The sequence below is a fragment of the Gillisella vitis genome (assembly GCF_001541345.2).
GTDB lineage: Bacteria > Pseudomonadota > Alphaproteobacteria > Rhizobiales > Rhizobiaceae > Allorhizobium > Allorhizobium vitis.
On record NZ_LMVL02000001.1, the window covers coordinates 309,544 to 333,844 of the forward strand.

21 protein-coding genes are annotated in these 24,301 nt (G+C 57.5%); 6 read left to right on the forward strand and 15 right to left on the reverse strand.

Features of this window, described 5'->3' with window-relative positions; translation table 11 throughout:
• Positions 1-26 precede the first annotated feature (26 nt).
• Positions 27-932: a LysR family transcriptional regulator gene (locus ASB66_RS01375; protein WP_060716214.1), complete on the forward strand. Its 906-nt coding sequence runs from the start codon at positions 27-29 to the stop codon at positions 930-932.
• Positions 933-1,111: 179 nt separating this feature from the next.
• On the forward strand, positions 1,112-1,597 hold the full coding sequence (gene greA / locus ASB66_RS01380; RefSeq protein WP_060716213.1) for a transcription elongation factor GreA: 486 nt from the start codon (positions 1,112-1,114) through the stop codon (positions 1,595-1,597).
• Between the two features lie 147 nt (positions 1,598-1,744).
• Here greA and melA (ASB66_RS01385) read toward each other — a convergent pair whose 3' ends face one another.
• The 6 genes from melA (ASB66_RS01385) to melA (ASB66_RS01410) form a co-directional block, all read right to left on the reverse strand.
• Positions 1,745-3,106, reverse strand: coding sequence for an alpha-glucosidase/alpha-galactosidase (gene melA / locus ASB66_RS01385; RefSeq protein WP_060716212.1), 1,362 nt, complete (start codon positions 3,104-3,106; stop codon positions 1,745-1,747).
• Positions 3,107-3,131: 25 nt separating this feature from the next.
• Positions 3,132-4,799 (reverse strand): ABC transporter ATP-binding protein, encoded by a 1,668-nt coding sequence (locus tag ASB66_RS01390; RefSeq protein WP_060716211.1) that lies wholly within the window; start codon positions 4,797-4,799, stop codon positions 3,132-3,134.
• A 12-nt stretch (positions 4,800-4,811) separates the two neighbouring features.
• On the reverse strand, positions 4,812-5,930 hold the full coding sequence (locus tag ASB66_RS01395; RefSeq protein ID WP_060716210.1) for an ABC transporter permease: 1,119 nt from the start codon (positions 5,928-5,930) through the stop codon (positions 4,812-4,814).
• Positions 5,927-6,940 (reverse strand): ABC transporter permease, encoded by a 1,014-nt coding sequence (locus ASB66_RS01400; RefSeq protein ID WP_060716209.1) that lies wholly within the window; start codon positions 6,938-6,940, stop codon positions 5,927-5,929. The genes ASB66_RS01395 and ASB66_RS01400 overlap by 4 nt, the downstream gene beginning before the upstream one ends.
• 73 nt (positions 6,941-7,013) lie before the next feature.
• Positions 7,014-9,101: an ABC transporter substrate-binding protein gene (locus tag ASB66_RS01405; protein WP_060716208.1), complete on the reverse strand. Its 2,088-nt coding sequence runs from the start codon at positions 9,099-9,101 to the stop codon at positions 7,014-7,016.
• Positions 9,102-9,216: 115 nt separating this feature from the next.
• Positions 9,217-10,689, reverse strand: a complete 1,473-nt coding sequence (gene melA / locus ASB66_RS01410; RefSeq protein ID WP_060716207.1) for an alpha-glucosidase/alpha-galactosidase — start codon at positions 10,687-10,689, stop codon at positions 9,217-9,219.
• A gap of 191 nt (positions 10,690-10,880) precedes the next feature.
• Between melA (ASB66_RS01410) and ASB66_RS01415 the strand changes: the two genes are divergently transcribed.
• Positions 10,881-11,828 carry an AraC family transcriptional regulator gene (locus tag ASB66_RS01415; protein WP_060716206.1) on the forward strand — a complete coding sequence of 316 codons (948 nt, stop codon included), beginning with the start codon at positions 10,881-10,883 and terminating at the stop codon, positions 11,826-11,828.
• A 173-nt stretch (positions 11,829-12,001) separates the two neighbouring features.
• Here the strand turns inward: ASB66_RS01415 and ASB66_RS01420 are convergent, their stop codons facing one another.
• Together ASB66_RS01420 and ASB66_RS01425 are read right to left on the reverse strand one after the other, a co-directional pair.
• A complete protein-coding gene (locus ASB66_RS01420) occupies positions 12,002-12,397 on the reverse strand; it encodes a hypothetical protein (RefSeq protein ID WP_060716205.1) in 396 nt (131 codons plus the stop codon).
• A 101-nt stretch (positions 12,398-12,498) separates the two neighbouring features.
• Positions 12,499-12,996, reverse strand: a complete 498-nt coding sequence (locus ASB66_RS01425; protein ID WP_114386173.1) for a hypothetical protein — start codon at positions 12,994-12,996, stop codon at positions 12,499-12,501.
• 243 nt (positions 12,997-13,239) lie between these two features.
• Between ASB66_RS01425 and ASB66_RS01430 the strand changes: the two genes are divergently transcribed.
• The 3 genes from ASB66_RS01430 to ASB66_RS01440 all read left to right on the forward strand — a co-directional run bounded on the left by ASB66_RS01430 (position 13,240) and on the right by ASB66_RS01440 (position 16,003).
• Entirely contained in the window at positions 13,240-13,908 is a 669-nt protein-coding gene (locus ASB66_RS01430; RefSeq protein ID WP_114386175.1) for a response regulator transcription factor, read from the forward strand.
• On the forward strand, positions 13,905-15,275 hold the full coding sequence (locus ASB66_RS01435; RefSeq protein ID WP_060716203.1) for a sensor histidine kinase: 1,371 nt from the start codon (positions 13,905-13,907) through the stop codon (positions 15,273-15,275). The genes ASB66_RS01430 and ASB66_RS01435 overlap by 4 nt, the downstream gene beginning before the upstream one ends.
• Positions 15,276-15,394: 119 nt before the next feature.
• Entirely contained in the window at positions 15,395-16,003 is a 609-nt protein-coding gene (locus tag ASB66_RS01440) for a J domain-containing protein (RefSeq protein ID WP_060716202.1), read from the forward strand.
• A 66-nt stretch (positions 16,004-16,069) separates the two neighbouring features.
• Here the strand turns inward: ASB66_RS01440 and ASB66_RS01445 are convergent, their stop codons facing one another.
• From ASB66_RS01445 to ASB66_RS01475, 7 genes are all read right to left on the reverse strand, one after another.
• Positions 16,070-17,083: a zinc-binding alcohol dehydrogenase family protein gene (locus ASB66_RS01445; protein WP_060716201.1), complete on the reverse strand. Its 1,014-nt coding sequence runs from the start codon at positions 17,081-17,083 to the stop codon at positions 16,070-16,072.
• Between the two features lie 53 nt (positions 17,084-17,136).
• The gene (locus ASB66_RS01450) at positions 17,137-18,426 is read right to left on the reverse strand and encodes an L-fuconate dehydratase (protein WP_060716200.1); all 1,290 of its coding nucleotides are present in this window, start codon (positions 18,424-18,426) and stop codon (positions 17,137-17,139) included.
• Positions 18,427-18,542: 116 nt separating this feature from the next.
• Positions 18,543-19,355, reverse strand: a complete 813-nt coding sequence (locus tag ASB66_RS01455; RefSeq protein WP_060716199.1) for an amidohydrolase family protein — start codon at positions 19,353-19,355, stop codon at positions 18,543-18,545.
• Positions 19,356-19,357: 2 nt separating this feature from the next.
• The gene (locus ASB66_RS01460; RefSeq protein ID WP_060716198.1) at positions 19,358-20,362 is read right to left on the reverse strand and encodes an aldo/keto reductase; all 1,005 of its coding nucleotides are present in this window, start codon (positions 20,360-20,362) and stop codon (positions 19,358-19,360) included.
• Between the two features lie 167 nt (positions 20,363-20,529).
• Complete coding sequence (locus ASB66_RS01465) at positions 20,530-21,471, reverse strand: ABC transporter substrate-binding protein (protein ID WP_060716197.1); 942 nt, start codon at positions 21,469-21,471, stop codon at positions 20,530-20,532.
• A gap of 97 nt (positions 21,472-21,568) precedes the next feature.
• The gene (locus ASB66_RS01470; RefSeq protein WP_060716196.1) at positions 21,569-22,615 is read right to left on the reverse strand and encodes an ABC transporter permease; all 1,047 of its coding nucleotides are present in this window, start codon (positions 22,613-22,615) and stop codon (positions 21,569-21,571) included.
• Positions 22,608-24,182 (reverse strand): sugar ABC transporter ATP-binding protein, encoded by a 1,575-nt coding sequence (locus ASB66_RS01475; RefSeq protein WP_060716195.1) that lies wholly within the window; start codon positions 24,180-24,182, stop codon positions 22,608-22,610. Before ASB66_RS01475 ends, ASB66_RS01470 begins: the two co-directional genes overlap by 8 nt.
• Between the last annotated feature and the right edge of the window lie 119 nt (positions 24,183-24,301).

Below are 24,301 nucleotides of genomic sequence, written 5' to 3' on the forward strand. Positions count from 1 at the left end.
AACCTATTCACAGATGGAGATCCCCAATGGATAACCGGGCTGGCGAGATGCAGGTTTTCACGAGGGTGGTGGAAGCGGGTAGTTTTTCCGAGGCGGCACGCCTGCTGCAGATGACGCCGTCAACGGTCAGCAAACTCCTCAATCGGATCGAACAGCGATTGGGCGTCCGATTGCTGGAGCGGTCGACACGCCGACTGTCACTGACCGACGAGGGGCAGATCTATTACGAACGGAGTCTGGGCCTGCTGGCCGAACTCGACGATATCGAGCAGGAACTGTCTAAGGGTGCGGCCAGTGCAGGCGGAACGGTGCGGGTCAATGCCTCGGTTGCGTTTGGCGTGCTTGGTCTCGAACCTTTATTGCCTGCCTTCTGGCAAGCCCATCCCAACATTATTGTCGACCTGTCGCTGTCCGACGACATTATCGATCTCTATATGGAGCGGACCGACGTCGCCTTCCGGGTGGGCAGTTTGCAGAATTCGACGATGATGGCGCGTCGCATCGGCGTCGCCCGCCGCAAGATCGTCGCGGCCCCAGCCTATCTTGAGCGCCACGGCATGCCCCAAACCATTGAGGATCTCGGGCAGCATAATTGTCTCGGGTTCAACTTCCGCAGGATGGCACCGGTGTGGCCTTTGAGGGAGAGTGGCCGGATCGTCGATCGCGCCGTCCATGGATCGCTGGTCGCCAACAACGGAGAGACGGTGCGGCGCATGGCGATTGCAGGTGTCGGGCTCGCCCGCCTCGGCGATTACCACGTCCGCGCCGATCTGGCCGCCGGACGTCTGGTCGAGGTTCTTGCTTCGGCGGTGGAAGGTGACGAGGAGGAGATCAACGCCCTCTATCTCGGAGGACGCCGCCTAGCGCATCGCGTCCGTGTCTTCCTCGATTTCATGGCACCGCGCCTTCAAGGTTTCCTGCAACAGCGATAGTTTTCTGCTGAGGGCGTTACGAGTACACCGCGTGTCATGCTAGAATGTCCCGCACGGTGATCGCTGCGCGGTTATTTTTTCGGCGCGTTGGGTTTGGCATTGGCCGTTAGAGTTTGCCTCGGGAAACGTGGAACCTCCTAGACGGTAGGGGCTTATCAAGTTTTGAATAGAGATCGAATATGAGTGTTGCATTTACCAAGGAAGACAGTGCGGAAACGGCAGCTGAAACGCTACTGCCCGAGCGCCCGATTTCACCACATCCGAATCTTGTGACGGAATCGGGACTAAAAGCGCTGGAACGGCAACGCTTGCAAGCACGTGAGGCTTATGATGCCGCGCGGGCCATTGAAGACGTCAATGAACGTCGTCGGCAGATGGCCGGGCCTTTTCGGGATTTGAACTACCTTGAAGAGAGGCTTCACACGGCTCAGGTCATGCCCGATCCGACCTCTGCTGATAGCGTTGCTTTTGGAACGACCGTGACGTTCACCCGTGATGATGGGCGCGTCCAATCCTATCGTATCGTCGGCGAAGACGAAGCAGATCCGAAGGCAGGATCAATCTCCTATGTCTCCCCGGTGGCAAGGGCGCTTATGGGCAAGGCTGTCGGTGATGTCGTCAGTCTTGGTGATCAAGAGCTTGAGATCACGGCTATCGCGCCGTGACCTTTCGCGAATGCAAAACGCTGTGTCATCGTTTGCCCGTATCAGTGCCGATGAGACAGGATTGAACGATCCCACCAGTGAAAAGTGGAAACCGGTTTTCCCTAGAGTCCCTGTCAGGTTCAATCTGAACCTGACAGGCTGTCGTCGTTACGCCACCCCTCCGATGCGGGCCCATTGCGGAATCCACTGATCGTGAGCCTTCAACAGATCCGTCGTCAATGACCAGATCTGATCGAGATCGAGTTCGGCTGCCGTATGCGGGTCCATCATCGCGGCGTGATAGAGGTGTTCGGGGTTTTCGTTGATCAAGGCAGCCACCGTCAGTTCCTGCACGTTGATATTGGTGCGCATCAGGGCTGTGAGCTGCGGTGGCAGGGCTCCGATGGTGGTGGGCTGAATGCCGTTATCATCGACAAGGCAGGGCACTTCCACGGCGCAATTGTCCGGCAGAGAGGTGATGCAGCCATTGTTGCGTAGGTTGCCGTAAATCACCGAGGGTTCGCCCGTCCAGACCGAATTGATGATCGAGGAGGCATATTCCTTCGATGGTTTGACTTCGATCTTGTCTGCGGAGCGATAGGCGGCGGCCTGGTCTTTCCATCGTTCAACCTGCTCGATGCAACGTTTGGGATATTCATCCAGCGGAATGCCAAATTTCTCAATCAAGTCTTCGCGTCCTTCCTTGATGAAATACGGCGTGTATTCGGCAAAATGCTCCGAGCTTTCGGTGACGAAATAGCCAAGGCGCGTCAGCATTTCATAGCGCACCTTGTTGGGGCAACGCGGGTTCCAGGTGGGCTTCGGCGCGCGGCCCTCACGATAGCCGCGCAGCAAATCGGGATAGAGATCACGGTAGGAGCCATCCGGCTGGCGGTGCTCGAAATTGAGGTAAAACGCCATGTGATTGATGCCGGCGGAGCGGTAGCGGATGTCCTCATAGGGAATGGACAGATCCTCTGCCAGTTCCATGGCCGTACCCTGAACGGAGTGGCACAGGCCAACCTGTTTGATGGCCGGATATTTCTCGGCAATCGCCCAGGTGTTGATGGCCATCGGGTTGACATATTGCAGCATGATCGCTTGCGGGCAGACCTGCATCATATCCCCGCAAATGCTCCACAGATGCGGCACGGTGCGCAAGCCCCGCATGATGCCACCGACACCCAGTGTATCGGCAATGGTCTGGCGAAGGCCGTATTTCTTCGGCACTTCGAAATCGGTGACGGTGCAAGGCTCATAACCGCCGATCTGAAAGGCGACGACCACGAAGTTGGCCCCCTCCAGCGCCTGACGCTGATCGGCAAAGGTCTCAACCGTGGCGGACGCGCCAAAGGTGGAAATCAGCTTTCTGGCAACAACTTCGCTTTCTTCCAGACGCTGTGGATTGATATCCATCAGTGCGATCCGCGCACCTGAGAGTGCCGGACGTTGCAGAACGTCGCCGATGATATTCTTCATGAACACGGTGGAACCGGCACCAATGAAGGTGATTTTGGGCTGTTTTGTCATGATAGGGGTCTCGCTGTCTTAGGGATTATGTGGCGACGTTGAAAGCAGCTCTGACGAGCCGTTGGGTATAGGCGGTTTGGGGATGGCTGAGAATGTCCTCAACAGGACCCTGCTCAACGATCTGTCCGTGCTGCATCACCGCAACCCGGTGGCAAAGCGCGCGAACAACCTTGAGATCATGGGAAATGAAGAGATAGCTCAGGCCTTTTTCATCCTGAAGCTTGCGCAGCAGGTCGATAATCTGGGCCTGAACCGAGAGATCAAGCGCCGATGTCGGCTCATCCAGCAGGATGAATTCCGGTTCCAGCGCCACCGCCCGGGCAATGGCAATCCGCTGGCGTTGGCCACCGGAAAATTCATGCGGAAACCGCGATAGGATGTTGCCGGGCATGCCTGCGCTGATCAGCGCCTCGCGCACACGGTCCAGCCTTTCGCTGCGACTTGTGCCGATATTGTTGACGATCAAGCCTTCCTCAATGATCTGGCCTACCGACATGCGCGGGTTGAGTGAAGAAAACGGGTCTTGAAACACCACCTGCATACGCGAGCGCAAAGGTCGCATCTGTTCGCGGCTGTTGTTCTCTATGGCTTGGCCGTCAAACAGGATCCGGCCGCTATCAACGCTCATGAGTTTCACCAGGGCTTGGCCAAAGGTGGTTTTGCCGGAACCACTCTCGCCCACCAGACCCAATGTTTCATGGCGATGCAGGATGATGGAAAGGCTGTTGACGGCGACCAGTTCTTTCAACTGCGGTTTGAAAAAGCCACCATGTTTGAGCATGAAAGACACGCGGACATCGCGGCCTTCCAGAATACTGGCAGAGCCGACCGGCATGGGATTGGCCATGCCCTTGGGTTCCGATGCCAGCAGATGGCGGGTGTAGGGATGCTGTGGATGTTCAAACAGCGCCGTCGTGGTGTTGTGCTCCTTCACTTCACCGTTCTGCATCACATAGACATAGTCTGAAAACTGCCGAACGACCGTGAGATCATGGGTGATCAGGATCACCGCCATGCCCAGGCTTTTTTGCAGATCGCGGATCAGGTTGAGAATCTGCGCCTGCACGGTGACATCCAGCGCCGTGGTTGGCTCATCGGCAATCAGCACATCGGGGCTATTGGCCAGCGCCATGGCAATCATGATGCGTTGACGCTGGCCGCCGGACAATTGATGCGGATATTGGTTGAGACGGGCCTCAGGCTCCGGGATTTGCACCTGACGCAACAGCTCCAGTGCGCGCTCCATGGCTTGCTTGCTGCTCATTTTCTGGTGCACGCGGATGGCTTCCGCGATCTGTGCGCCGATGGTGTAGACCGGATTGAGCGAGCTCATCGGCTCTTGAAAAATCATCGAGATCCGGTTTCCGCGCAGCGCCCGACGCTGGCGATCCGAGAATTTCAGAATGTTTTGCCCATCATAGGCAATACTGGAGCGGGCCGATAAAGTTGCGCGCTTGGTCAACAGCCCCATGATGCTGCGGGCCGTGACCGACTTACCAGAGCCGGATTCACCAACAACCGCGATGGTTTCCCCTCTATACAGCTGGAAGGAGACGTTCTTCACCGCTTCCACCGTGCCGCCTTCGACCTTGAAGGACACGGCCAGTTGGCGGGCGTCGATAATCGGCGTGCCGAGAAGGCTGGTGTGATCGTGCCTCTCATCAGGCGCCAATGCATTCGTAGTGTTTGCCATGACTTGGCCTCCTCAATAAGGGTCAACGGCGTCGCGCAGACCATCGCCCAGCGCATTGAACGCAAACACGGTGATCAGCACGAAAGCCACGGGAGACAGGATCCACGGATAGGACCCAATGACGGAATAGGTCGAGGTATCCTGCAACATCAGGCCCCAGGAAATCAGCGGCGGCTTGACCGCAAAACCCAGAAAACCAAGGAAGGATTCCAGCAGAACTACGCTTGGAATTGCCAGTGTGACGGACACGATGACATGGCTCATCACATTGGGAAAAATATGCTGAAGGATGATGCGCCGATCCGTGGCCCCAATGGCCATGGCAGCCCGCACATAATCAATACGCGCCAGCGCCAATGTCTTGCCGCGCACCTCGCGTGACATCTGCGCCCAGCCCAGCGCCGACATAACCACGATGACAAAGCCCAGGAATACATTGGTGGGGGCAGTCACCGGGATCAGCGACGTCAGCGCCAGATAGAGGGGCAATTGCGGGAAGGCCAGCACCAGCTCTACAAAGCGCTGCATCCATGTATCAAACCGGCCACCATAATAGCCGGAGACCATGCCGACCGTTGTGCCCACCACGGTAACGATAAACACCACCGTGAGCGCGATCATCAGAGAGACGCGAGAGCCGTAAAAGATGCGCGACAGCACATCGCGGCCAAATTTATCCGTGCCGAGGAAGTTGATCGGCGTTCCATCTGTTGCACCGAAGAAATGGCGGTCCGTGGGCAAAAGTCCGAGCAGGTTATAGCTGAAACCCTTGACGAAGAAGCCAAGATTGACCGGGTGATCGTAGTCTGGCCCCGACAGCGGCTGGAAAGTAATGGGATCAAGCACTGTTCCTTCACTCAACGGATAGGTGCGTGGCCAGACAAGATGGCCTTGCCGATCCGTAAGACTGATTGTCTGCGGTGGCGCAAAGGCCGTACCGGTCAGCTTCGGATCGACGGGAGCGAAAAACTCGGCAAACACCACCATCAGCATCAGCAGGCAGACGAGCACAAGGCCCATCATCCCAGTCCACGATCGCCGCAAACGCCGCCAGACCAGTGCCAGATAGGTCTCATTGCTGTGTGTGTTGGCGGGAGAGGACATGGCTAAGGTTTGAACATCGGCTTTCATGCGTGCGCCCCTCCGCCCAACCGAACTCGAGGATCAAGAAGCGCCAGCAGCATGTCGGCAATGATATTGCCCACAATCAGCGTGGCGGAGAGAACCAGCATAAAGGTTGCTGTGACATAGACATCACCCACCCACATGGAGCCGACAATGGCCGGTCCAACGGTTGGCAGGGCAAAAATAATCGCGGTTTCGATCTCGCCGGTCAGCATATAGGGCAGCACCACGCCCTGATACATGATCAGCGGATGCAGCGCATTTGGCACCGCATGACGCAAGATCACCTGTCGCTCGCTGAGGCCCTTGGCGCGGGCGGTTTCGACATATTGCGCGTTCAGTGTATCCAGCAGATTGCCGCGCATGACCCGCATATTATAGGCCAGCCCGCCAAAGGTGGCGATGGCAATCACCGGCCACACATGCTGCAACAGGTCAACGAACTTGGCAAAGGACCAGGGCGCTCCACCATATTTGGCAGAATTGAAACTGTTGATTTCCGTAGCATTGAAATGGAACACCATGATGTAGACGATGATCAGCGCCATCAGAAAACGCGGCACGGTCATGCCCAGAAACGAGATGCCGGACAGCAGGCTATCCACCCAGGTATATTGACGGGTCGCGGCCAGAATGCCGAAGGTGATGCCAATGACGGAGGCGAGGATATGGCAAACCAGCGCCAGCGCCAATGTTCGGGGCAAGCGCTCGCCCACCACTTCCGACACAGGTTTGTTGTAGAACAGGCTATGGCCAAAATCGCCACGGGTGACGATGCCGGTGATCCAGTTGATGTATTGGATGGGGATCGGTTTATCCAACCCGTTGGCAATCTTATAGGCCTGCGCCTGCGCATCGGCAGCTTCAAACGATGCGCCGCCTTGATTGATCATCTGGGAGCGGATGTAGTCGCTGTAATCCCCTGGAGGGGCCTTGATGATGGCAAAGGTGACAACGCTGAGAACAAACAGCACCGGTATGGCAGAGGCTATGCGCACAAGCAGAAATCTAAACATTGGAATGTGCTCTCTTGTGTTTCAGGGAGTTGCCTTCAGCCTGCGAAGATTTCACAGGCTGAAGCGCTGCTGATCAGTTGAGAGGTTTGTTTTCGCCCGGCTTGCCGGGAAGTTGGTTTTTGAACAATTCGAAATCACCCTGCTTGTCTGCGGCGACAAACATGCGTTCGCGGATGATGGTGTCTTCCGCCCAGTTGAACATGAAGATCGGAGCGCCGACCGGAACATTGGAGAACCGCTTGTTGATGATCAGCGCGCCCGGATATTCCGTCAGTCCAATGGTATCGACATTTTCAGTGGCGATCTTCTGATACTGTTTCATTAAATCCCGTCGCTCGACATTGTCCTGAGACGCAATGAACCTGTTGACGATGGCAACCAGCTGCTTCTCATAGGGCATCAGATCAACCGTGCCGTCCTTCCCCGCGCGGTGATGCCCGCTGGTGCGTGGCCCGGTTGGCGCCAATTGCGCCGTGTTTTGCACCACGGAAGTCATGTCGGGATCATTGCGGCGGATCATCCAATCGAACCGGCCGCCAAAATTGGCCTGATCGCGTTTGACACCATCCAGTGAGTTCAGCACCACTTTCAAGCCCAGCTTTTCCATCTGGCCAATCACACCTTCGGCAAGGTTTCGATCGGTTCCATAGTCAGAGGTGGAGAGCAGAACGATCTGCACATCCTGACCACCTGCGACACCTGCCGGGAAATTGACGAAACCGTCGCCATCGGTATCCTTCAGCCCGGCCTTGGCCAAAAGCGCCTTTGCCCCCGGCAGATCAAAGGGATAATAGACTGTCGATTGGCGGTCATAAAAGCTCGTGCCTGACGACAATCCGCCAGGATAAATGGCGGTGAACGGTCCCTTGACCAGCGATTCCCCGATCTTCTTACGATCCAGGGCCATGGTAATGGCTTTGCGGAAATCGGGATTGCGGTTCAGCTCGCGCACCGCCTGACCGCGCGTATCGGGATCACCCCAGCCATTGGCCGAATAGTTAAGCCGCAGATTATAGCCGATCAGACGCGCGCCAAAGGCAAGGCGGGAAGGGGCCGATGGCTGCGCTGCCCGCTTCAGGCTTTCGACAAAATTCTCCGGCTGTTCAAGATTGGACAGGTCGCCGGAGCCAGCAATGGCCTGCACATCGCGGTCGGCCCATGTCGAGAGCTTGTAGTGAATCTCATTGATATAGGGCAGTTGATGCCCCTGCTCATCCACCTTCCAGTAATAGGGATTGCGGCGCAGCACGATCATATCGTCAGGACGATAGGACACGGGCGTCCAGGCCCCCATCACCGGAATGTTCATATACTCAGGCGGAAAGCCGTTCTTATACTGATCATAGGTGAAGTCCTTGGCATATTTCGGGTGCTTTGTTTTGAGGATATGGGCCGGGCCAGGGCAGAATGTTCCGTAAGCCATGGCGAACAAATATTGTCGCGGAAACGCCTCCTTGAAGGTCCACTCGACGGTATAATCATCAATGGCTTTCAGCGTCGTGCCTTCGCCAAAAGTTTCGGGCGTTGCGCCGTTCAAGGGTGTGACATTTCTGTCCAGAACATTGTCATTCCAGTAGAACATCACATCATCAGAGGTGAACGGCACGCCATCCGACCATTTCGCCCCCTCAATCAGGTGCATGGTCAGTTTGTGTCCATCCGCAGACCAATCCCAGCTCTTGGCGAGATTGGGCAAAGGCTCCACATCATCGGCCTTCACCTGAAACAGCGGGGCTGTCCGCGTCAGGCATTCCGACATGGCAATGTCGATACCGCCCCAGCCTTGGGTCTGGCCTGCCGAATAGTTCCAGCCCTCGGGCCTACCACCAATGACGTGGCGCAAGGTATCGCCATAGACACCGATGCCATCGGGCATATTGCCGGTCTTGAATACTAGTGGCTCTTTCGGCAGGCGCTCCTTCACCGGCGGCAGTTTACCAGTTTTGACGAATTTCTCCGTCACCCAATCCGGCTCGCTGTAATTCGGCAGAGCCTTGAACTCCTCAATGGAATCCCGCGGCACATAGGTGATCTTGCCTTGTCCCGGAAAGGGAGGAGCCTCAGGCACGATGGTCGGCTCGGACGCAAAGGCTGCAACAGCAAAAACCGACACGCCCAGCAACAGGGCAGTAGTCTTTGCGGTATGGGTGACGCTTTTCATGATGGTTGTTCCCTCCTCACTTCTTATAGTTGTGCCGCAAAATACGCGGCGCTCCCTCGCGGGTCATGGCATCCGATCCCTCCTCAGAAACCGGATGTCATGCTGCCCTGATCAATCAGCTTGCAGCCTTCAGCTTTATCGCTTCTTTTTCGGCCCGCAGTTCATCAATGGAGCGCACGTCGCGGCGGGCAACGCCCTTCCAATCGCGGGTCTTGACGGTGCCTCGGCTCAAGCGCTCCTTGGCCTCGGGAATGGCATGGGCATATTGCGGCAGCCATTCGGCCTGCGCCACCACCATCTCGTCCACCATCTGCCAGACTTCTTCCGGCGTGCAGATCGCCCCCACCAGCGGATCATGCAGCACTGCGAGTTTCAGAAGTTCGATATCCCCCGAAATAGCCGCATGCACTGACATCCGCTGGACATTGATGGAGGAAATGCAGGTGGCCGCACAGGCTTCCGGCAGGGTGATACCCGCCACCATGTTGATACCGAAGCGATCGACAAATCCGGGCGATTCAATAATCGCATCGGAGGGAAGATTGGTGATGATACCATTGTTTTTCACGTTGAAATGGCCGCGATAGACCCGCCCGGTTTCCAGCGCTTCGAGAATATGGCTGGCATGTTCATTGGAGCGCTTGGCGGGGTCCAGCGGTTTGCCCGCACTTTCCAGAAATTGCGGAAACTCGGTTTCAAACCAATTGCGGGTCTCAGTGGAATAGCGCAGATAACCGCCGGTTTCGCCGTGAATCCAGTCGGACATATCAATCCAACGGGTAATCTCTTCCGGCCGCTTGCGATACCATGGCAGATATTCTGACAGATGGCCGTTGCTCTCGGTCGAATACACCCCGAAGCGTTTCAAAACATCGATACGCAGCTTCTCCTGCTGCGAAAATACGGGATGGGCCTCAAAGGCATCGATCAGCTCCTGCTTGCCAATCTTGCGGCCCTTGACGCGCACATCGACAAACCATGTCTGGTGATTAATGCCAGAGCAAATATAATCCAGCTCGCCCGGACCGGCACCCAAAATCTCGGCGATCTGCTCTGCACCATGCTGCACACCGTGGCAAAGCCCGATCGTATCGACCTTGCCATATTCAATCGCCGCCCAGGTATTCATCGCCATGGGGTTAGCATAGTTGAGGAATTTTGCGCCCGGCTCGGCCAGTTCACGGATATCCTTGCAGAAATCCAGAATGACCGGAATATTGCGCTGGCCATAGAGAATGCCGCCTGCGCAAATCGTATCCCCCACACATTGATCAACACCATATTTCAGCGGAATGCGGATATCATCGGCATAGGCCCCAAGACCGCCGACGCGCACGCAGCTGATAATATAGCGCGCCCCGGCAATGGCGTCGCGGCGATCCGTAGACGCCGTGACCTTGGCAGGAAGCCTGTTTGCCTCGACAATCCGGTCCAGAATTGTCTTGATCATATCAAGATTGTGCTGGCTGATATCGGTGAGCGCAAATTCCACATCGTGAAACTCCGGCACACTCAAAAGGTCGGTGAAAAGTTTCTTGGTAAAGCCGACGCTGCCAGCCCCGATGATGGCGATCTTGAAGCTGCTCATACAATGCTCCTCCACATGTGTTAGACCGTTTTGTCTTGAGAGGGTAAAATTGATTCGCACAGGTGGAATGAAGCGCCCCGCCAAGTGCCGGTCGCATTCCTTGCGAATATTGTCACGATCAATGTATATTTTCCTCTTGGGCGGCATTATCTGTAAAATCGTCCAGACCGCCAGAGAGGTATTATGCTTTCATGGGTAATTCTGTGCTAAAGACGATGATTGACGCTGGGCCGATCATGCGCACCGTCTCGCTGCCCCGGGGTCGCCATAGCCTGCATACCATGCCGACCAGCACAGGCTATGAAGTGCGTAATGATGCCACCTATGACTGGGATGGCAGGAAGCGTGGGCAAACACCGTTTACCGTTCTTCAGCACACGATCTCGGGTGCTGGAAACCTGCGCTATGAAAACAGCACCTATCGGGTGATGCCGGGCCAGACATTGCTGGTTCTGGTGCCGCATAATCACCGATATTGGCTGGAGCCAGGGGGGCGCTGGGAGTTCTTCTGGATTTCGATGAATGGCGAGGAAGCGCTGCGAATCCATAACGCGATCCTCACGGCCATGGGACCTATTCTCAATCTGAACCAACAGACCGTCGAGCATCTCGCCGATTGCAGCCAACGCCTCATTGCCGGGGGCGCGGACACGCCGGGACGGGCCTCTGCAATCGCCTATGATGCCGCCATGGCGCTTTACGATGACGTTTTCGGCTCACATCCGACCTTGAGCGCGGAATATCGCACAATGCAGCATGTCATCGATCATATCTCGGCCAATCTGGATCAGTCTCTCTCTGTTGAGCAACTGGCGGCAGTGTCTGGTCTCAGCCGAGCCCATTTCTCACGGGTCTTTGCTGCGAGCGAAGGCATGCCGCCAGCGGAATTCGTGCTGCACAAACGTCTGAAAAGAGCAGTCAAACTGCTGACAAAGGGCTCGCATCTCTCCGTAAAGGAGATCTCGACGATCTGCGGCTTCGAAGAGCCGAACTATTTCTCCAAGGTTTTCAGGCGGCATTTCGGAGCCAGTCCGACCGAGTTCAGAACGACAGGAATGTACTCGAGCATATTGCAGGGAGGCGTTGAGACCGAGACAAAACCGGCTCGATTTCATAGGCCGGACTTGAACGACGGATGAGGTGCTGGCGGTTTCACCCCTTTTACCGGGTTCGTGGTGGTTTGAATCGAAACTTGAAGGGGTAAGCGAACCGCTCACTATGCCTTGAAGCATGAACGAGCCTAATGGTTGCCCGTTATGGATGTTGTTGTCGCACGGCTATCTGGCCATGCGACAACAGGGATCGTCAATGCTTAGGGATGCGCAGGTCCATTCAAGCGATCAATAACCTGAAGCAAGATATCGGCACAGGCTTTCATCGGCTCGTCATCAGCGCATTTGATGTCGATCCTGGTTTCGCCATCCTCAACCCGGAAATGGGCCGCCTTGGAAGGCGCTGGCGGCGGTGGTGGGCGATGGCCACGGGGACCCATCGGGCCTTCTGGGCCACGCGGAGGCGGTCCTGCACGCTCTTCCGGTCCGCCTGGCATGCCTGGCGGCGGTGGCGGCGGGGTTGCGGCATCGGCGTCGGGAGCTGTGGCGCCCGCAACCGGTGGTGCTGGCGGCTGTGGCGGTGCTGGCGGCTGCTGGGCAAATGCGGTTCCGGCCAGTGCAGCAAGGGCGACGGCGGAAAGAATGTAACGTTTCATAGGATTTATCCTTTGGTGCGTTGAAAAGCGCATCACTTAACGTGACAAACGACTTTTGGTTCAGGCGATTTTTGGTTTACGTTGCGGATGATCCAGGGAGTTCAGGGGGCAGGTCTGTTGGCGAAGTCACCGAACGGTCTGTGCGGCGGCGGACCTGGTGGACCAAGAGCCGCTGTTTTCCCGCTGCTATCGACGAGGTAACTCGCATGCACGACGCCGTCGTCAAACCGACCCTGGATGGTCACGACGTCATCCTTCGTGACAAGGCCGCCACCGTCTCCAGCCGGTCCGGTTTCGACCAGAGCCTTGCCACTGTCGTCCTGCAGGATGAACTTGTTGCCGTAAATCTCGCTGACTTTGCCCTTGATGGTGACCAGGCTTGATGTCGGCATCATTGAAATGGCAACAGGAGATATAGGGGCCATTTCGGGGGCTGGACGCACCAGCTTCATTGCACCGGCCCCACCAACCGCGCCGATGGCGAGCGCCACGGCGATTGCGGGAAGAGCCATCCAGTATCGTTTCCGCCGCTCGTGCGGGGGAGAAGGCTTGCCTGCCTTTTCCGGATGCTCGTCGCTAGGATGTTCGACCGTCATCATTCATTCTCCTTGGTGGTTGACCAGAGCATTTCCGACTGCAGAACCGCTGCATCTGTGTTGGAAATGGTCTAAAGTCTGTCGTGTTCGTTTGTCTTTCGGGAAAGCCGGTTTCCACTTCCCCTGACAAACTCCAGGGCACTCTACAGGTCCTCTGCCGTTACCCCGCTGAACCTTCTGGTTCAGATTGAGTTCAGCCGTTTTCGATAAGTCTGGACCTCATCCTGCAAATGAAAGTTAGTTCTTATGCGCGTACTGCTCGTCGAAGACGATGATGACCTCAGCGGCCGGATCGCCACTGCGCTGAGATCGGAGAACTTCGTGGTCGACATCGCTCGCAATGGCGAGGACGCGCTCCATGCCGGACTGACAGAGCTGTTCGATATTGCCGTGCTTGATCTCGGGTTACCAAAGATCGATGGCGTCACGGTTCTGAAGGGCTGGCGTGAAAGCGAGCGCAATCTCCCTGTTCTTGTGCTGACGGCGCGTGACGGCTGGCCGGACAAGGTATCGAGCTTCAAAGCCGGCGCGGACGACTTCCTCGCAAAGCCGTTTAAAATCGAAGAGCTGGTACTCCGGCTGCGGGCCTTGGTGCGCAGGGCGACCGGCCATGCTTCTTCACGCATTTGCTGTGGCGCGCTGATGTTTGATGCTCAACTCGGCACATTTGAGCTGAATGGGCTTCCAGTTAAACTGACCGCGCTGGAATGGCGGGTACTGTCATGCCTCATGCTCAGGAAAGAGATGGTTGTTGATCGGCGCGAGCTGAATGAGCGCGTTTACGATGGCGACGCTGAGGTGGATTCCAACTCCATCGAAGTCATCATCGCAAGGCTGCGCAAAAAGCTCGGGTCGGATGTTATCGAGACCGTCCGCGGTCGGGGTTATATGCTGACAGCGCCGGGGCAGCCATGATATTTCCTGCGCTTAATCGTCCCAGATCAATTGCCGGACGCCTGCTGATTTTTTCCGGCATCTTCGTGACCCTGGCCCTCGTGGTGGCGTCTGTCGTTCTCTGGCTGGCGCTCAAAACCGTGATCCGTGAGCAGATCGATCAGCGCCTCGATACCCAGATCAGCGCGCTGGCCAGTGCGGTGGTGCGGGATGAAGGCGGCAGGCTCACGCTCTCCACGCCGCTGGATGCGCCGCCTTTCGATCGCCCCGGATCAGGCTGGTATTGGCAGATCGAGAGCATGGGGCGGCAGCTCACCTCACGTTCGCTGTTGGGAGGGACCATAGACACTCCGCCACTAAGCCAAGATTTCTTCCAGATGATCACCGCCACGCCGACCCCTGGAGAGGGGCATGATCACGGGCGAAAGCTCTATTTGCGTCAGAGCACCCGTGATGTCGCTGGCGCCATCATGACGATAACAGTGTCCGCCCCCCAAGCGGCGCTCGCCGATCCTGCTATTCGCGCCTTGCTTTGGCTGGCACCCAGCATGCTGCTGCTGGGCGCCGTGCTGATGATTGGCACGCTCTGGCAGATCCGCTTTGGCCTTCGCCCCCTCACATCGATGGCAGCCGACATCGACGCCATCAACCGTGGAGAAAGATCTCGGCTTCCCGATATGCCCATCATCGAACTCGCGCCACTGGCATCGAAGACCAATGGGCTGATTGAATCCAATGAGGAGAGACTTGCCGCAACACGCATTCAGTTTGCCAATCTGGCGCACGGATTGAAGACACCCGTTGCCAGCCTGTTGCTCGCGCTGGATAGCGGCAATGATCAGGACGGTGTGCTGCGCGATCTCGTTGCCAGAATAGACACCAGGATCAAGCACCATCTCAGTGCCGCCCGTCGGGTGATGGCATCGGCGGCTACGGTTGCGCGCACCGATGTGGCGCAGACAATTGCCGACGTCTATGGAGCGATCAGCCTGATCCATGCGGATCGTGGCATCACCTTTCAAACCGACGTGGCGGACGGATTGTGTGTCGCCTGCGACGAAAAGGATGTCGAGGAGATGTTTGGCAACCTGATCGACAATGCCTTCAAATGGGCATCGGTGCATGTTTCCGTGCTTGCCGTGCGGGACGGACCTATGGTGAGGATCAGCGTCGAAGACGATGGTCCCGGCATCCCGTTGGATCGACTCCATACGGTTCTCCTGCCTGGCGTTCGGGAAGACGAACGGGTTCCAGGCGATGGTTTTGGTCTGACGATTGTAACGGAAATGGCCGGCCTCTATGGGGGATCGTTTGAACTGGAGCAGATTGCCCCGACTGGCTTGCGTGCGGTGCTTGCACTTCCAGCCGCTACGGTTTCCGTTCAATAACCTGATGAAATGGCGCTTCTCTTGACTGGTCAACCAATCGTGACGGCGGATGCATTTTCTGTAAAGCACCCTTGTCCAAATTCCTTGCCGACCGTAGTGGGAAGGCCATATAAGGCAGCATGACCTCTGATTCAAAGATTTTTGTTGGCCTTCGGTCGACGCGTAAAAAGCCTGCTCCAGACCGTGGATCGACAGGTCCGAAATGCCAATGGGATGGCTGCGACAAGGCTGGAACGCATCGCGCTCCTGTCGGCCAAATTGCCGAGGGCCTCTATCTGCTGTTCTGTGCCGATCATGTGAAAACCTACACCAAAGGTTACAATTTCGCACCCAATCTGTCCGACCCTGTAACAGCGCGCTATCAGAAGGATGCGGCGAGCGGCAAGTTGCAGACGTGGGGGACCAGCGTCAATAAACCCTCGGAAATTCCGCTCCCTTCCACGGCCCGCTCCGGCTCGGCAAAAGCCACAAATGCACGTAAGAGTGCTGCACAACGCCAAGCGGAAAAATTGGATACTCAGCGCCGTAAGCTCAAGGTGTTGGAAGCGAAGGCTTTCGAGACGCTTGGTCTTTCCCCGGATGCAACGCCGGAAGAGATCAGAAGCCGCTACAAGCAGATGCTCAAATTGCATCATCCTGATGCAAACAATGGGGATCGAAACTCCGAGGATAAGCTTCAGGCTTCGATCGACGCCCATAAAATCCTCAAGCTCAACGGCTTTTGTTGAGTGTAAGGCGCGAAAGAACAGGCAGGTTCAAGTGCGGTCTGTCTCCTGAATAGCCAACCACTGAACCTACCCAATTTCCAGGATGGCTTTGATCACCCTGGCTTGCGGCTGGGACCATTCCTGAAAAAGCTGGACGCCATCATCAAGGTGGCCGGTATGGGTATTCAAGGCCCGCGTCGGCACCTTGCCAGCCTCAATCTGGCGGACGACTTCGGCGAAATCGTCTGGTTGGGCATTGCGGCTGGCGATCAGCGTTGCCTCGCGTTTGTGGAATTCCGGATCGGAGAAGGTGATGTCCTGGCGAACGACGGAGAGCAGGACGTAGCGTGCGCCATGGGCGAGGAAATTGAAACCGCGCTGCATCGGAATGGCATTGCCTGTGGCATCAATCACCACGTCGAAACCATCGCCACCTGTCATCCTCTCGACTTCAGCCTCGGCCGAAGCATCGGCAAACAGCGATTGATCCGCCATGAGGCGATCCACGGCGAAGGCCAGGCGATCCTCGCGGGTGTCCATCACCGTCACATGCGCGCCTCTTGCCTTGGCAAAGATGATTGCCGACATGCCGATCGGCCCGGCGCCGGTGACGAGAACACGATCCTGGTGTGCGATGTTACCGCGTTTCACACCATGTGCGCCGATGGCCAGAAACTCGATCATCGCTGCATCGGCAAGTGAAATGCCACCCGTTGGGACGACATTTGCTTCTGGCACGCTCACATATTCGGCCATGCCGCCGTCACAGTGAACGCCAAGAACCCGGATGTTCTGGCAGGCATTCGAGAGACCCTTGCGGCAGGCATGGCAGGCGCCGCAGGACAGGTAGGGGACAATATAGACGGCATCGCCGGTCTTCAACTGGCTGCCTGCGGGCGCCTCCGCAACCGTTCCCGACAATTCATGTCCCATGACGCGAGGATATTCCAGGAAGGGATGCTTGCCCGCATAGATGTGAAAATCCGTGCCGCAGATACCGACATGGCGGATGCGCACGAGAACCTCATTTTCTGCACGCGGGGGTGGGGCGCGCTCGATAAGGGAGAGGCGGCCGGGCTCGTCGCAGATGAGAGCTTTCATCAGGATGTCCTTTATTCAGTGGATGACGGGTCGCGTGTTTGGAAACTGACGCATCAGACCGCCTTTGACGTGGGAAATGTATAGGCCGCAATCGATTCCGGCTTCATCTCGATGGAGAAGCCGGGACGGGACGGCGGCATGTAGGCGGCGTTTTGGATGACGCAGGGGTCGATGAAATGCTCGTGCAGATGGTCTACATATTCGATCACGCGGCCATCCCTGGTGCCGGAGACCGCGATGTAGTCGATCATCGAAAGATGCTGGACATATTCACAGAGCCCGACGCCGCCAGCATGTGGCCAGACGGGCTTTTCATATTTGGCCGCCAGCAGCAGCACGGCCAGAACTTCATTGAGCCCGCCCATGCGGCAGGAATCGATTTGCACGATGTCGATCGCGCCCTCGGTGATGAACTGTTTGAACATAATGCGGTTCTGGCACATTTCCCCGGTCGCGACCTTGATCGGCGCAATGGCATCGCGGATCTTGCGGTGCCCTGCCACATCGTCCGGGCTGGTTGGCTCCTCGATGAAGAAAGGTTTGGCAAAGGCCAGCTTCTTCATCCAGTCGATGGCCTGGCCCACTTCCCAGACCTGATTGGCATCGACCATCAGATACCGATCCGGACCGATCACCTCGCGGGCAATCGTCAGACGACGAATGTCATCCTCAAGATCACGTCCAACCTTCATCTTGATATGATTGAAACCCTGGTCGATGGCGTCCTGCGCCAGACGGCGCAGCTTGTCATCGTCATATCCCAGCCATCCGGCTGAGGTCGTGTAGCAGGGATAGCCTTGCTTCTCGAGAAGCGCGATGCGGTCGGCCTTGCCGTCCTCCGCCTTGCGCAGGATAGCAACAGCCTCTTCGCGGGTCAGTGCATCGGTGAGATAGCGATAATCGACGATGTCGGCGATCTCTTCCGGCGACATGGTCGATACGAATTGCCACACCGGCAGACCGGCCTGCTTTGCCATGGCATCCCAGAAGGCATTGACGACAGCGCCGGTGGCCAGATGCATGGCGCCCTTGTCGGGTCCAATCCAGCGCAACTGGCTATCGCCGGTCAGCTTTCGCCAGAACTGGCCAGGTGCTGCCCGCACCTCGTCCAGATCGACGCCCACCACCAGATGGCGCATGGCCTTGATTGCCATGCAGCAGATATCGTTGCCACGGCCAATGGTGAAGGTCAGGCCATGGCCTTCCAGGCCTGGCTCATCCGTTTCCAGGACCACGTAGGCTGCTGAATAATCCGGGTCAGGGTTCATGGCATCGGAGCCATCAAGGCTTGCGGATGTCGGAAAGCGCAGATCAAAAACATTGAGATTGGTAATGCAGGTCATATCAGCCTCTTGGGCAGATCCGCAAAGCGGTGACGCGCTTTTGCGAAGGATCTGCGAATGGAAACAAGCATTGATGCCTTCTTCAGTTCATTTAAAAACGGGTTACTAGGGTTCCCTCAAAGGCCGTAGAAGTGGCGGGCGTTTTCACAAAAGACTCGGTCATGTGCGGCTTCCGGCACGATGGCCCGGGCCTGGGCAAGCCAGCTTTGGTAATCGCTGGCGAGGGTCAGTACCGGCCAATCGCTGCCCCACATCACCCGGTCCGGCCCGAAGAGCTCCAGGATCGTTTCGGCGTAGGGACGAATGGCTTCTGGCTGTTGCGAGCCAGCTTCGGTCAGCAGGCCGGACAGTTTGCAGGAGATGTTTTCCAGGTCGGCAAGCCGCGACATGGCCTTGCGCCAGTCGCTATAGAGCCCTTGCGCGATGACGGGTTTTGCACCGTGATCGATGACGATAGGCAGAGCGGGATGACGGCGCGCAAACCTTTCCAATGGCGCGAGATGGCGGGGCAGAACCAGCGCATCGAAGGTAAGACTTGAGGCCAACATCGCCCCGATGGCCGGGTCGAGTGTGGGATCGTCGATCCAGTCATCCTCGGCAATATCCTGCACCATGGGGCGCAGGCCCTTCAGCTTCGGATAGGTCGCCAGTTCCGTGATGACGGTTGCCGCATCCGCCGCCTTCAGGTCAACCCAGCCCACCACACCGAGAATGAAATCATGGTGTTGCGCCAGATCCAGCAGGAACCGCGTGTCATCAACGCTCGGCAGTGATTGAACCAGCACCGTCCCGCCAACGCCCGTCGCCGCCAGATGCGGCTCCAGGTTTGAGGCTAGGAAGTCCCTGTAGATGGCGGCAAGCTCCGGTGGGGGCCATTGGCCTTGCCGGTTTTTCATGAGCCAGAAATGCTGATGGGCATCGATGATCATGGTCACGCTCCGATCGGCACGCCATCGGCGATGATACCCTTGTCCTTCAGGGATCGCCAAACGGAGGAGGGGACGGTTTCCTGCATCCAGGCCACGTTGGCGCGGATCTGCTCGGCGTTGCGGACGCCGGATACCACGGAGACGACGGCGGGATGCAGCAACGGAAAGTTCAAGGCCGCCGCCTGCAGCGACACGCCTTCAGCGGCACATGCCGCTTCGATCTCGGCGACGCGGGCAAGAATGTCGGCGGGTGCCTCGGCGTAGTTGAACTTGCGGTTTCCCGCCAGCAGGCCTGAATTGAAGACCCCGGCCACCACGATCCCGACATTGGCTTTATCCGCCCGGTCCAGCAGCGTCAGGCTGTCCTGTTCCAGCAGCGTATAGCGCCCGGCCAGCATGGCGACATCGATATCGAAGGCATCCATCGCATCCCAGACCGCTTGCCACTCATTGACGCCGAGGCCGATGGCTTTGACGAGGCCAGCGTCGCGCAACTGGCCGAGTGCCTTGAACCCGCCGCCCTTGGTCAATTGGTCCCAATAATGCCCGTGCTTTTCACCATGTGTCATCTGGCCGATGTCGTGGACATAGAGAATGTCAGGCTTCAGCACGCCCGTGCGCTGCTGGCTTGCCTCAAAGGATTTCAGAATGGCGTCATAGGTGTAATCGTAGACCGGACGGAACGGTAGGGGCTGAATATAGGTGTCTTCCTCCGGTCCGACGGTCTCATCGGGGACCATGACGCGGCCCACCTTGGTGGAGAGCACGTAGTCTGCGCGCTCATGCTCGGTCAGCATTGTCCCGAGGCGTCGTTCAGAGCGGGTGTAGCCATAAAAGGGAGCGGTATCGAAGTAACGGATGCCCGCATCCCAGGCGGCATCGAAGGCCCCGAGCGCTTCCTGGTAACTCGTCCAGCGATAGAGATTGCCCATCTGCGCGCAGCCGAGACCCATCACCGTGAAGGAAACATCGCGATTGCGCAGCGTGCGCCTGTCGTTGACCTGCATTGTCCTGCCCATAAACTGAAAAATCCGGGGAAACGGCACGCGAGAGAAACCCGCGTGCCGCACGTGCATCACAGACTGCCAGGTTCGGATTGAACCAGACAGTCTGTGATCTTCTTGTTGTCGTTTGTCTTTTCGGGAAAACCGGGTCCCACTTTTCCCTGACAAACTTAGTAGAGAACGTTCTTAGCTTCCGGCTTGTCGATGTTCTGCTTGGTGACGACGACGACGCCGGTGTCTATGAACTTTTCGACCTTTTCCTTCGACAGAAGCTTCAGAAGCGTATCCACGCCTTTTTCACCCATCTGATAGGAACCCTGGACGACGGTGGCTTCCAGCATGCCGTCCTTGACGAATTCCTGAAGGTCCTGGTTGCCGTCAAAGCCGATAGCGACGAGCTTGCCAGTCTTGCCAGCCTGCTTGATCGCCCGGCCCATGCCGATGGCGGTCGGCTCATTGGCGCCGAAGATGCCCTTCAGGTCGGCATTGGCGGCAAGAACGTCGGTCGTCTGGTTCAGCGCGGTCGCCATCTGCGACTGCGAATAATAGGGGCCGACGATCTGGAGTTTCGAGTTGGCCTTGATGTAGTCGGTAAAGCCGCCAACGCGGCCGATTTCGGAACCGGCACCTGCCACATAGGACATCACGGCGATCTTGCCTTCGGTCCCGACTTTCTGGATCATCGCCTTGGCCGCCAGTTCACCGGCTGCCTTGTTGTCCGTCGCCAGGAAGGCCTGGTAATATTTCTCGGCATCCTTCGAGAGCATCGAGTCAATGATGACGACGGGAATGCGGGCTTCCCAGGCCTTCTTCACCGCCGGAACCAGTGCGTCCGGGTCGGATGGCGCAAGCAGGATGGCGTCGACCTTCCGGTTTACGGCGTTCTCGACCATATTGACCTGATCGGCAATGGCGGATTCTGCCGCCGGACCCTGGAAGGTTATTGTATGGGCCTTCTGCTTGCCAATTGCGGCATCCGCGCCCTTCTGGACATTCTGCCAGAAGGTGGAGTTGACGGTCTTGACGATCACGGCGATTTCGCCCGCCGAAGCGGTGAGCGTCCCCGACAGTGTAAAGACTGAAGCCGCAAGGGCCAGGGCTAGTTTACGCATATCTTTCCTCCTCAGTGTGACGGCCCCTGCCGGGGACCGATGCGGGGGAAGGCTCCTCCCTTCCCATGTTCGTTCTGCCTCCGCCTGACGGCGAGTATTATTTCCGATTGCGGATCTGGTCGATCCAGACGGTGCCGAGAATGACGAGGCCTATAATGATCTGCTGGGTGAAGGCGGAGACGCCGTTCATGTTCAGGCCATTGCGCAGGATGCCGATGACAAAGGCACCGATGAAGGTTCCGGAAATCGTACCGACGCCGCCGATCAGCGAAGTTCCGCCAATCACCGCCGAAGCGATGGCGTCCAGCTCATAGGCCACGCCTTCATTCGGCTGGGCGGTGACGAGACGAGACATCAGCACGCAGCCGGTCAGGCCAGCCAGCGTGCCGGAGACGATATAGGTGAAGGCGGTGACGCGGGCGACATTGACGCCTGAAAGCTGGGCGGCATCCGCATTCGAGCCGGTGGCATAGATATGCCGACCAAGCACGGTTCGGTTCAGCACGAAGGCTGCGGCCACGGCAATGATGATCATCAACACCACGGGATAGGGTATGCCCGGAAAGCTGACCACCGGAAATCCTTGATCGTCAATGCTTTCGAAGCGCAGCAGTGAGCCATTGCCGAGAACGCCGAAGGATTCGCCAAGGCCTGAGACCGCCCGCGCGCCGGTGATTTGCAGTGCGACGCCCCGTGCAATCAGCATCATGCCAAGGGTAGCTATGAATGGTGGCAGCTTCAGCTTGGTAATGACCAGGCCATTGATGACCCCGCAGGCGGTGCCGGTGAGAACGCCGAGCAACATGCCGATCCACACCGGCGCGCCGAGTTCTTTGACGGCAAGGGCGGCGACCACCCCGGCCAGCGCCAGGACGGAGCCGACCGAGAGGTCAATACCCCCGGTGATGATGACATAGGTTGCTCCAATGCCGAGAAAGGCGATCGACGTGACCTGTAGTGCGATCGTCATGCCGTTGTTGACGCTCAGGAAAGCATTGGAAGTGAGGGCAAACACAGCGGCCAGAACGACCAGGCAGCCAAGCGCTGCAAATTTCTGGATGATATCCTTCTGCCGGTCGCTCAAACCTTTTTGCGGTGGCTTGTCGCTCGATTGCTGGGGCTTGCCAGTGGTGATCTCAGCCATGGGACATTCCTCGCGCGCTCTCCCGGACACGGCCGGAGGCATACAGCATGATCTCTTCCTGCGACGTTTCCCGCGTCGTCAGTGTTGCGGTGATGCGGCCTTCGTGGAAAACCGCAACGCGGTCCGATAGTCCCAGAATTTCCGGAAGCTCGGAACTGATCAGAATGATGCCTATGCCCTTGGCGGCAAGCTCATCCATCAGCCGGTAGATGGCGAGCTTGGCGCCCACATCGATGCCCCGTGTCGGCTCATCGAAGAACATGATCTTCGGCTGCCGGAACAGCCATTTTCCAATAATGATCTTCTGCTGGTTGCCGCCTGACAGCAGGCGGACGGGTTGGTTCAGGCTGGGCGTTCTGATGTTGAGCAGATCGACATAGTGTTGGCTCGACTGGCGGTGCAGTTCCTTGTCGATGACGCCGAACGGATTGGAGACAGCCTCCATGTTGGCCATCATCAGGTTGGCATCGACCGGCATTTTGACTGCCAGACCTCCGGCCTTGCGATCCTCGGAAAGATAGGCAATCCCTGCGTCAATGGCCGAACGCGGGTCGGAAATCGACAGGGGCCGTCCTTCGAGCTGGATTGTTCCGCTATCGCACGGATCGGCTCCGAAGATCGCCCGGGCCACTTCCGTCCGACCGGCGCCCATCAATCCCGCAAAACCCAGAATTTCGCCACGGCGAAGTTCAAAGCCGATATCGGAGAAAGCGCCATGGCGGCTAAGACCCGAAACGGAAAAGATGGTGTCCTTGGTTGGCGAACGGGTCGGCGCCGGGAATTTCTCTTCCAGCGAGCGGCCCACCATGCGGGCGACGATATAGTCCACGGTGATCGCATCGAAATCATCCGTAGAGATGTAGCGCCCATCGCGCAGCACCGTGACGCGATCAACGATCTCTGCCATTTCGTCGAGCCGGTGCGAGATATAGATAATGCCGGTTCCTTCACGCTTCAGATCGCGGATGACGCGAAAGAGAAGCTGTGCTTCCTGTTGGGTCAGCGAGGAGGTCGGTTCATCCATGATGAGCACGGAGGCGTCAAGCGACAGGGCCTTGGCAATCTCGACCATCTGCCGCTGCGCGACGGAGAGCGTGCGCACTTGGGCGTCGGGGTTGATGTCGACACCCAGTCGGTCGAGGCATCGCTTGGCGTCCCGGCGCAGCTTGCGTCTGTCGACCATAAAACGCCCACCCATAAAACTTAGCCGGGGTTCGCGGGCAAGATAGATGTTTTCGGCAACGGAGAGATGTGGAACCAGGTTGAGTTCCTGATGGATGATGGCAATTCCGGCGGCCTCCGATTGCAATGTGGAGGTGAAATGAACCGTCTCGCCCTTGTAGATCATGTTGCCGGCGTCTCTCTGGTAGACGCCGCTAATGATTTTCATCAGCGTGGATTTTCCGGCTCCATTCTCGCCGCAAACCGCATGAACTTCACCGGCCCTGACATCGAGGCTAACGTCCTGTAGGGCCTTCACCCCAGGGAATTCCTTGGTGACGCCCTCCAGTTTCAAAAGCAGCGGCGCGGGTTTGCACTCGCCTGCGGCAAGCGACACTCCTCCCATCGCGGTGTCCTCCAATTCGAGAAAGCCTCCCAGACTTTCGAGAGACAGACATAGGGCATGGCGCAATAATTGGTCAAGCCAATTATTCTTTCCTGCTTGCATGCGTTGCAATATCTCGG

Bases quoted from the DNA above. Each gene is read 5' to 3' on its own strand.
- ASB66_RS01375 (WP_060716214.1), top strand. From the start codon at position 27: ATGGATAACCGGGCTGGCGAGATGCAGGTTTTCACGAGGGTGGTGGAA.
- greA (WP_060716213.1), top strand. From the start codon at position 1,112: ATGAGTGTTGCATTTACCAAGGAAGACAGTGCGGAAACGGCAGCTGAA.
- melA (WP_060716212.1), bottom strand. From the start codon at position 3,106: ATGACAAAACAGCCCAAAATCACCTTCATTGGTGCCGGTTCCACCGTG.
- ASB66_RS01390 (WP_060716211.1), bottom strand. From the start codon at position 4,799: ATGGCAAACACTACGAATGCATTGGCGCCTGATGAGAGGCACGATCAC.
- ASB66_RS01395 (WP_060716210.1), bottom strand. From the start codon at position 5,930: ATGAAAGCCGATGTTCAAACCTTAGCCATGTCCTCTCCCGCCAACACA.
- ASB66_RS01400 (WP_060716209.1), bottom strand. From the start codon at position 6,940: ATGTTTAGATTTCTGCTTGTGCGCATAGCCTCTGCCATACCGGTGCTG.
- ASB66_RS01405 (WP_060716208.1), bottom strand. From the start codon at position 9,101: ATGAAAAGCGTCACCCATACCGCAAAGACTACTGCCCTGTTGCTGGGC.
- melA (WP_060716207.1), bottom strand. From the start codon at position 10,689: ATGAGCAGCTTCAAGATCGCCATCATCGGGGCTGGCAGCGTCGGCTTT.
- ASB66_RS01415 (WP_060716206.1), top strand. From the start codon at position 10,881: ATGGGTAATTCTGTGCTAAAGACGATGATTGACGCTGGGCCGATCATG.
- ASB66_RS01420 (WP_060716205.1), bottom strand. From the start codon at position 12,397: ATGAAACGTTACATTCTTTCCGCCGTCGCCCTTGCTGCACTGGCCGGA.
- ASB66_RS01425 (WP_114386173.1), bottom strand. From the start codon at position 12,996: ATGATGACGGTCGAACATCCTAGCGACGAGCATCCGGAAAAGGCAGGC.
- ASB66_RS01430 (WP_114386175.1), top strand. From the start codon at position 13,240: ATGCGCGTACTGCTCGTCGAAGACGATGATGACCTCAGCGGCCGGATC.
- ASB66_RS01435 (WP_060716203.1), top strand. From the start codon at position 13,905: ATGATATTTCCTGCGCTTAATCGTCCCAGATCAATTGCCGGACGCCTG.
- ASB66_RS01440 (WP_060716202.1), top strand. From the start codon at position 15,395: ATGACCTCTGATTCAAAGATTTTTGTTGGCCTTCGGTCGACGCGTAAA.
- ASB66_RS01445 (WP_060716201.1), bottom strand. From the start codon at position 17,083: ATGAAAGCTCTCATCTGCGACGAGCCCGGCCGCCTCTCCCTTATCGAG.
- ASB66_RS01450 (WP_060716200.1), bottom strand. From the start codon at position 18,426: ATGACCTGCATTACCAATCTCAATGTTTTTGATCTGCGCTTTCCGACA.
- ASB66_RS01455 (WP_060716199.1), bottom strand. From the start codon at position 19,355: ATGATCATCGATGCCCATCAGCATTTCTGGCTCATGAAAAACCGGCAA.
- ASB66_RS01460 (WP_060716198.1), bottom strand. From the start codon at position 20,362: ATGCAGGTCAACGACAGGCGCACGCTGCGCAATCGCGATGTTTCCTTC.
- ASB66_RS01465 (WP_060716197.1), bottom strand. From the start codon at position 21,471: ATGCGTAAACTAGCCCTGGCCCTTGCGGCTTCAGTCTTTACACTGTCG.
- ASB66_RS01470 (WP_060716196.1), bottom strand. From the start codon at position 22,615: ATGGCTGAGATCACCACTGGCAAGCCCCAGCAATCGAGCGACAAGCCA.
- ASB66_RS01475 (WP_060716195.1), bottom strand. From the start codon at position 24,182: ATGGGAGGAGTGTCGCTTGCCGCAGGCGAGTGCAAACCCGCGCCGCTG.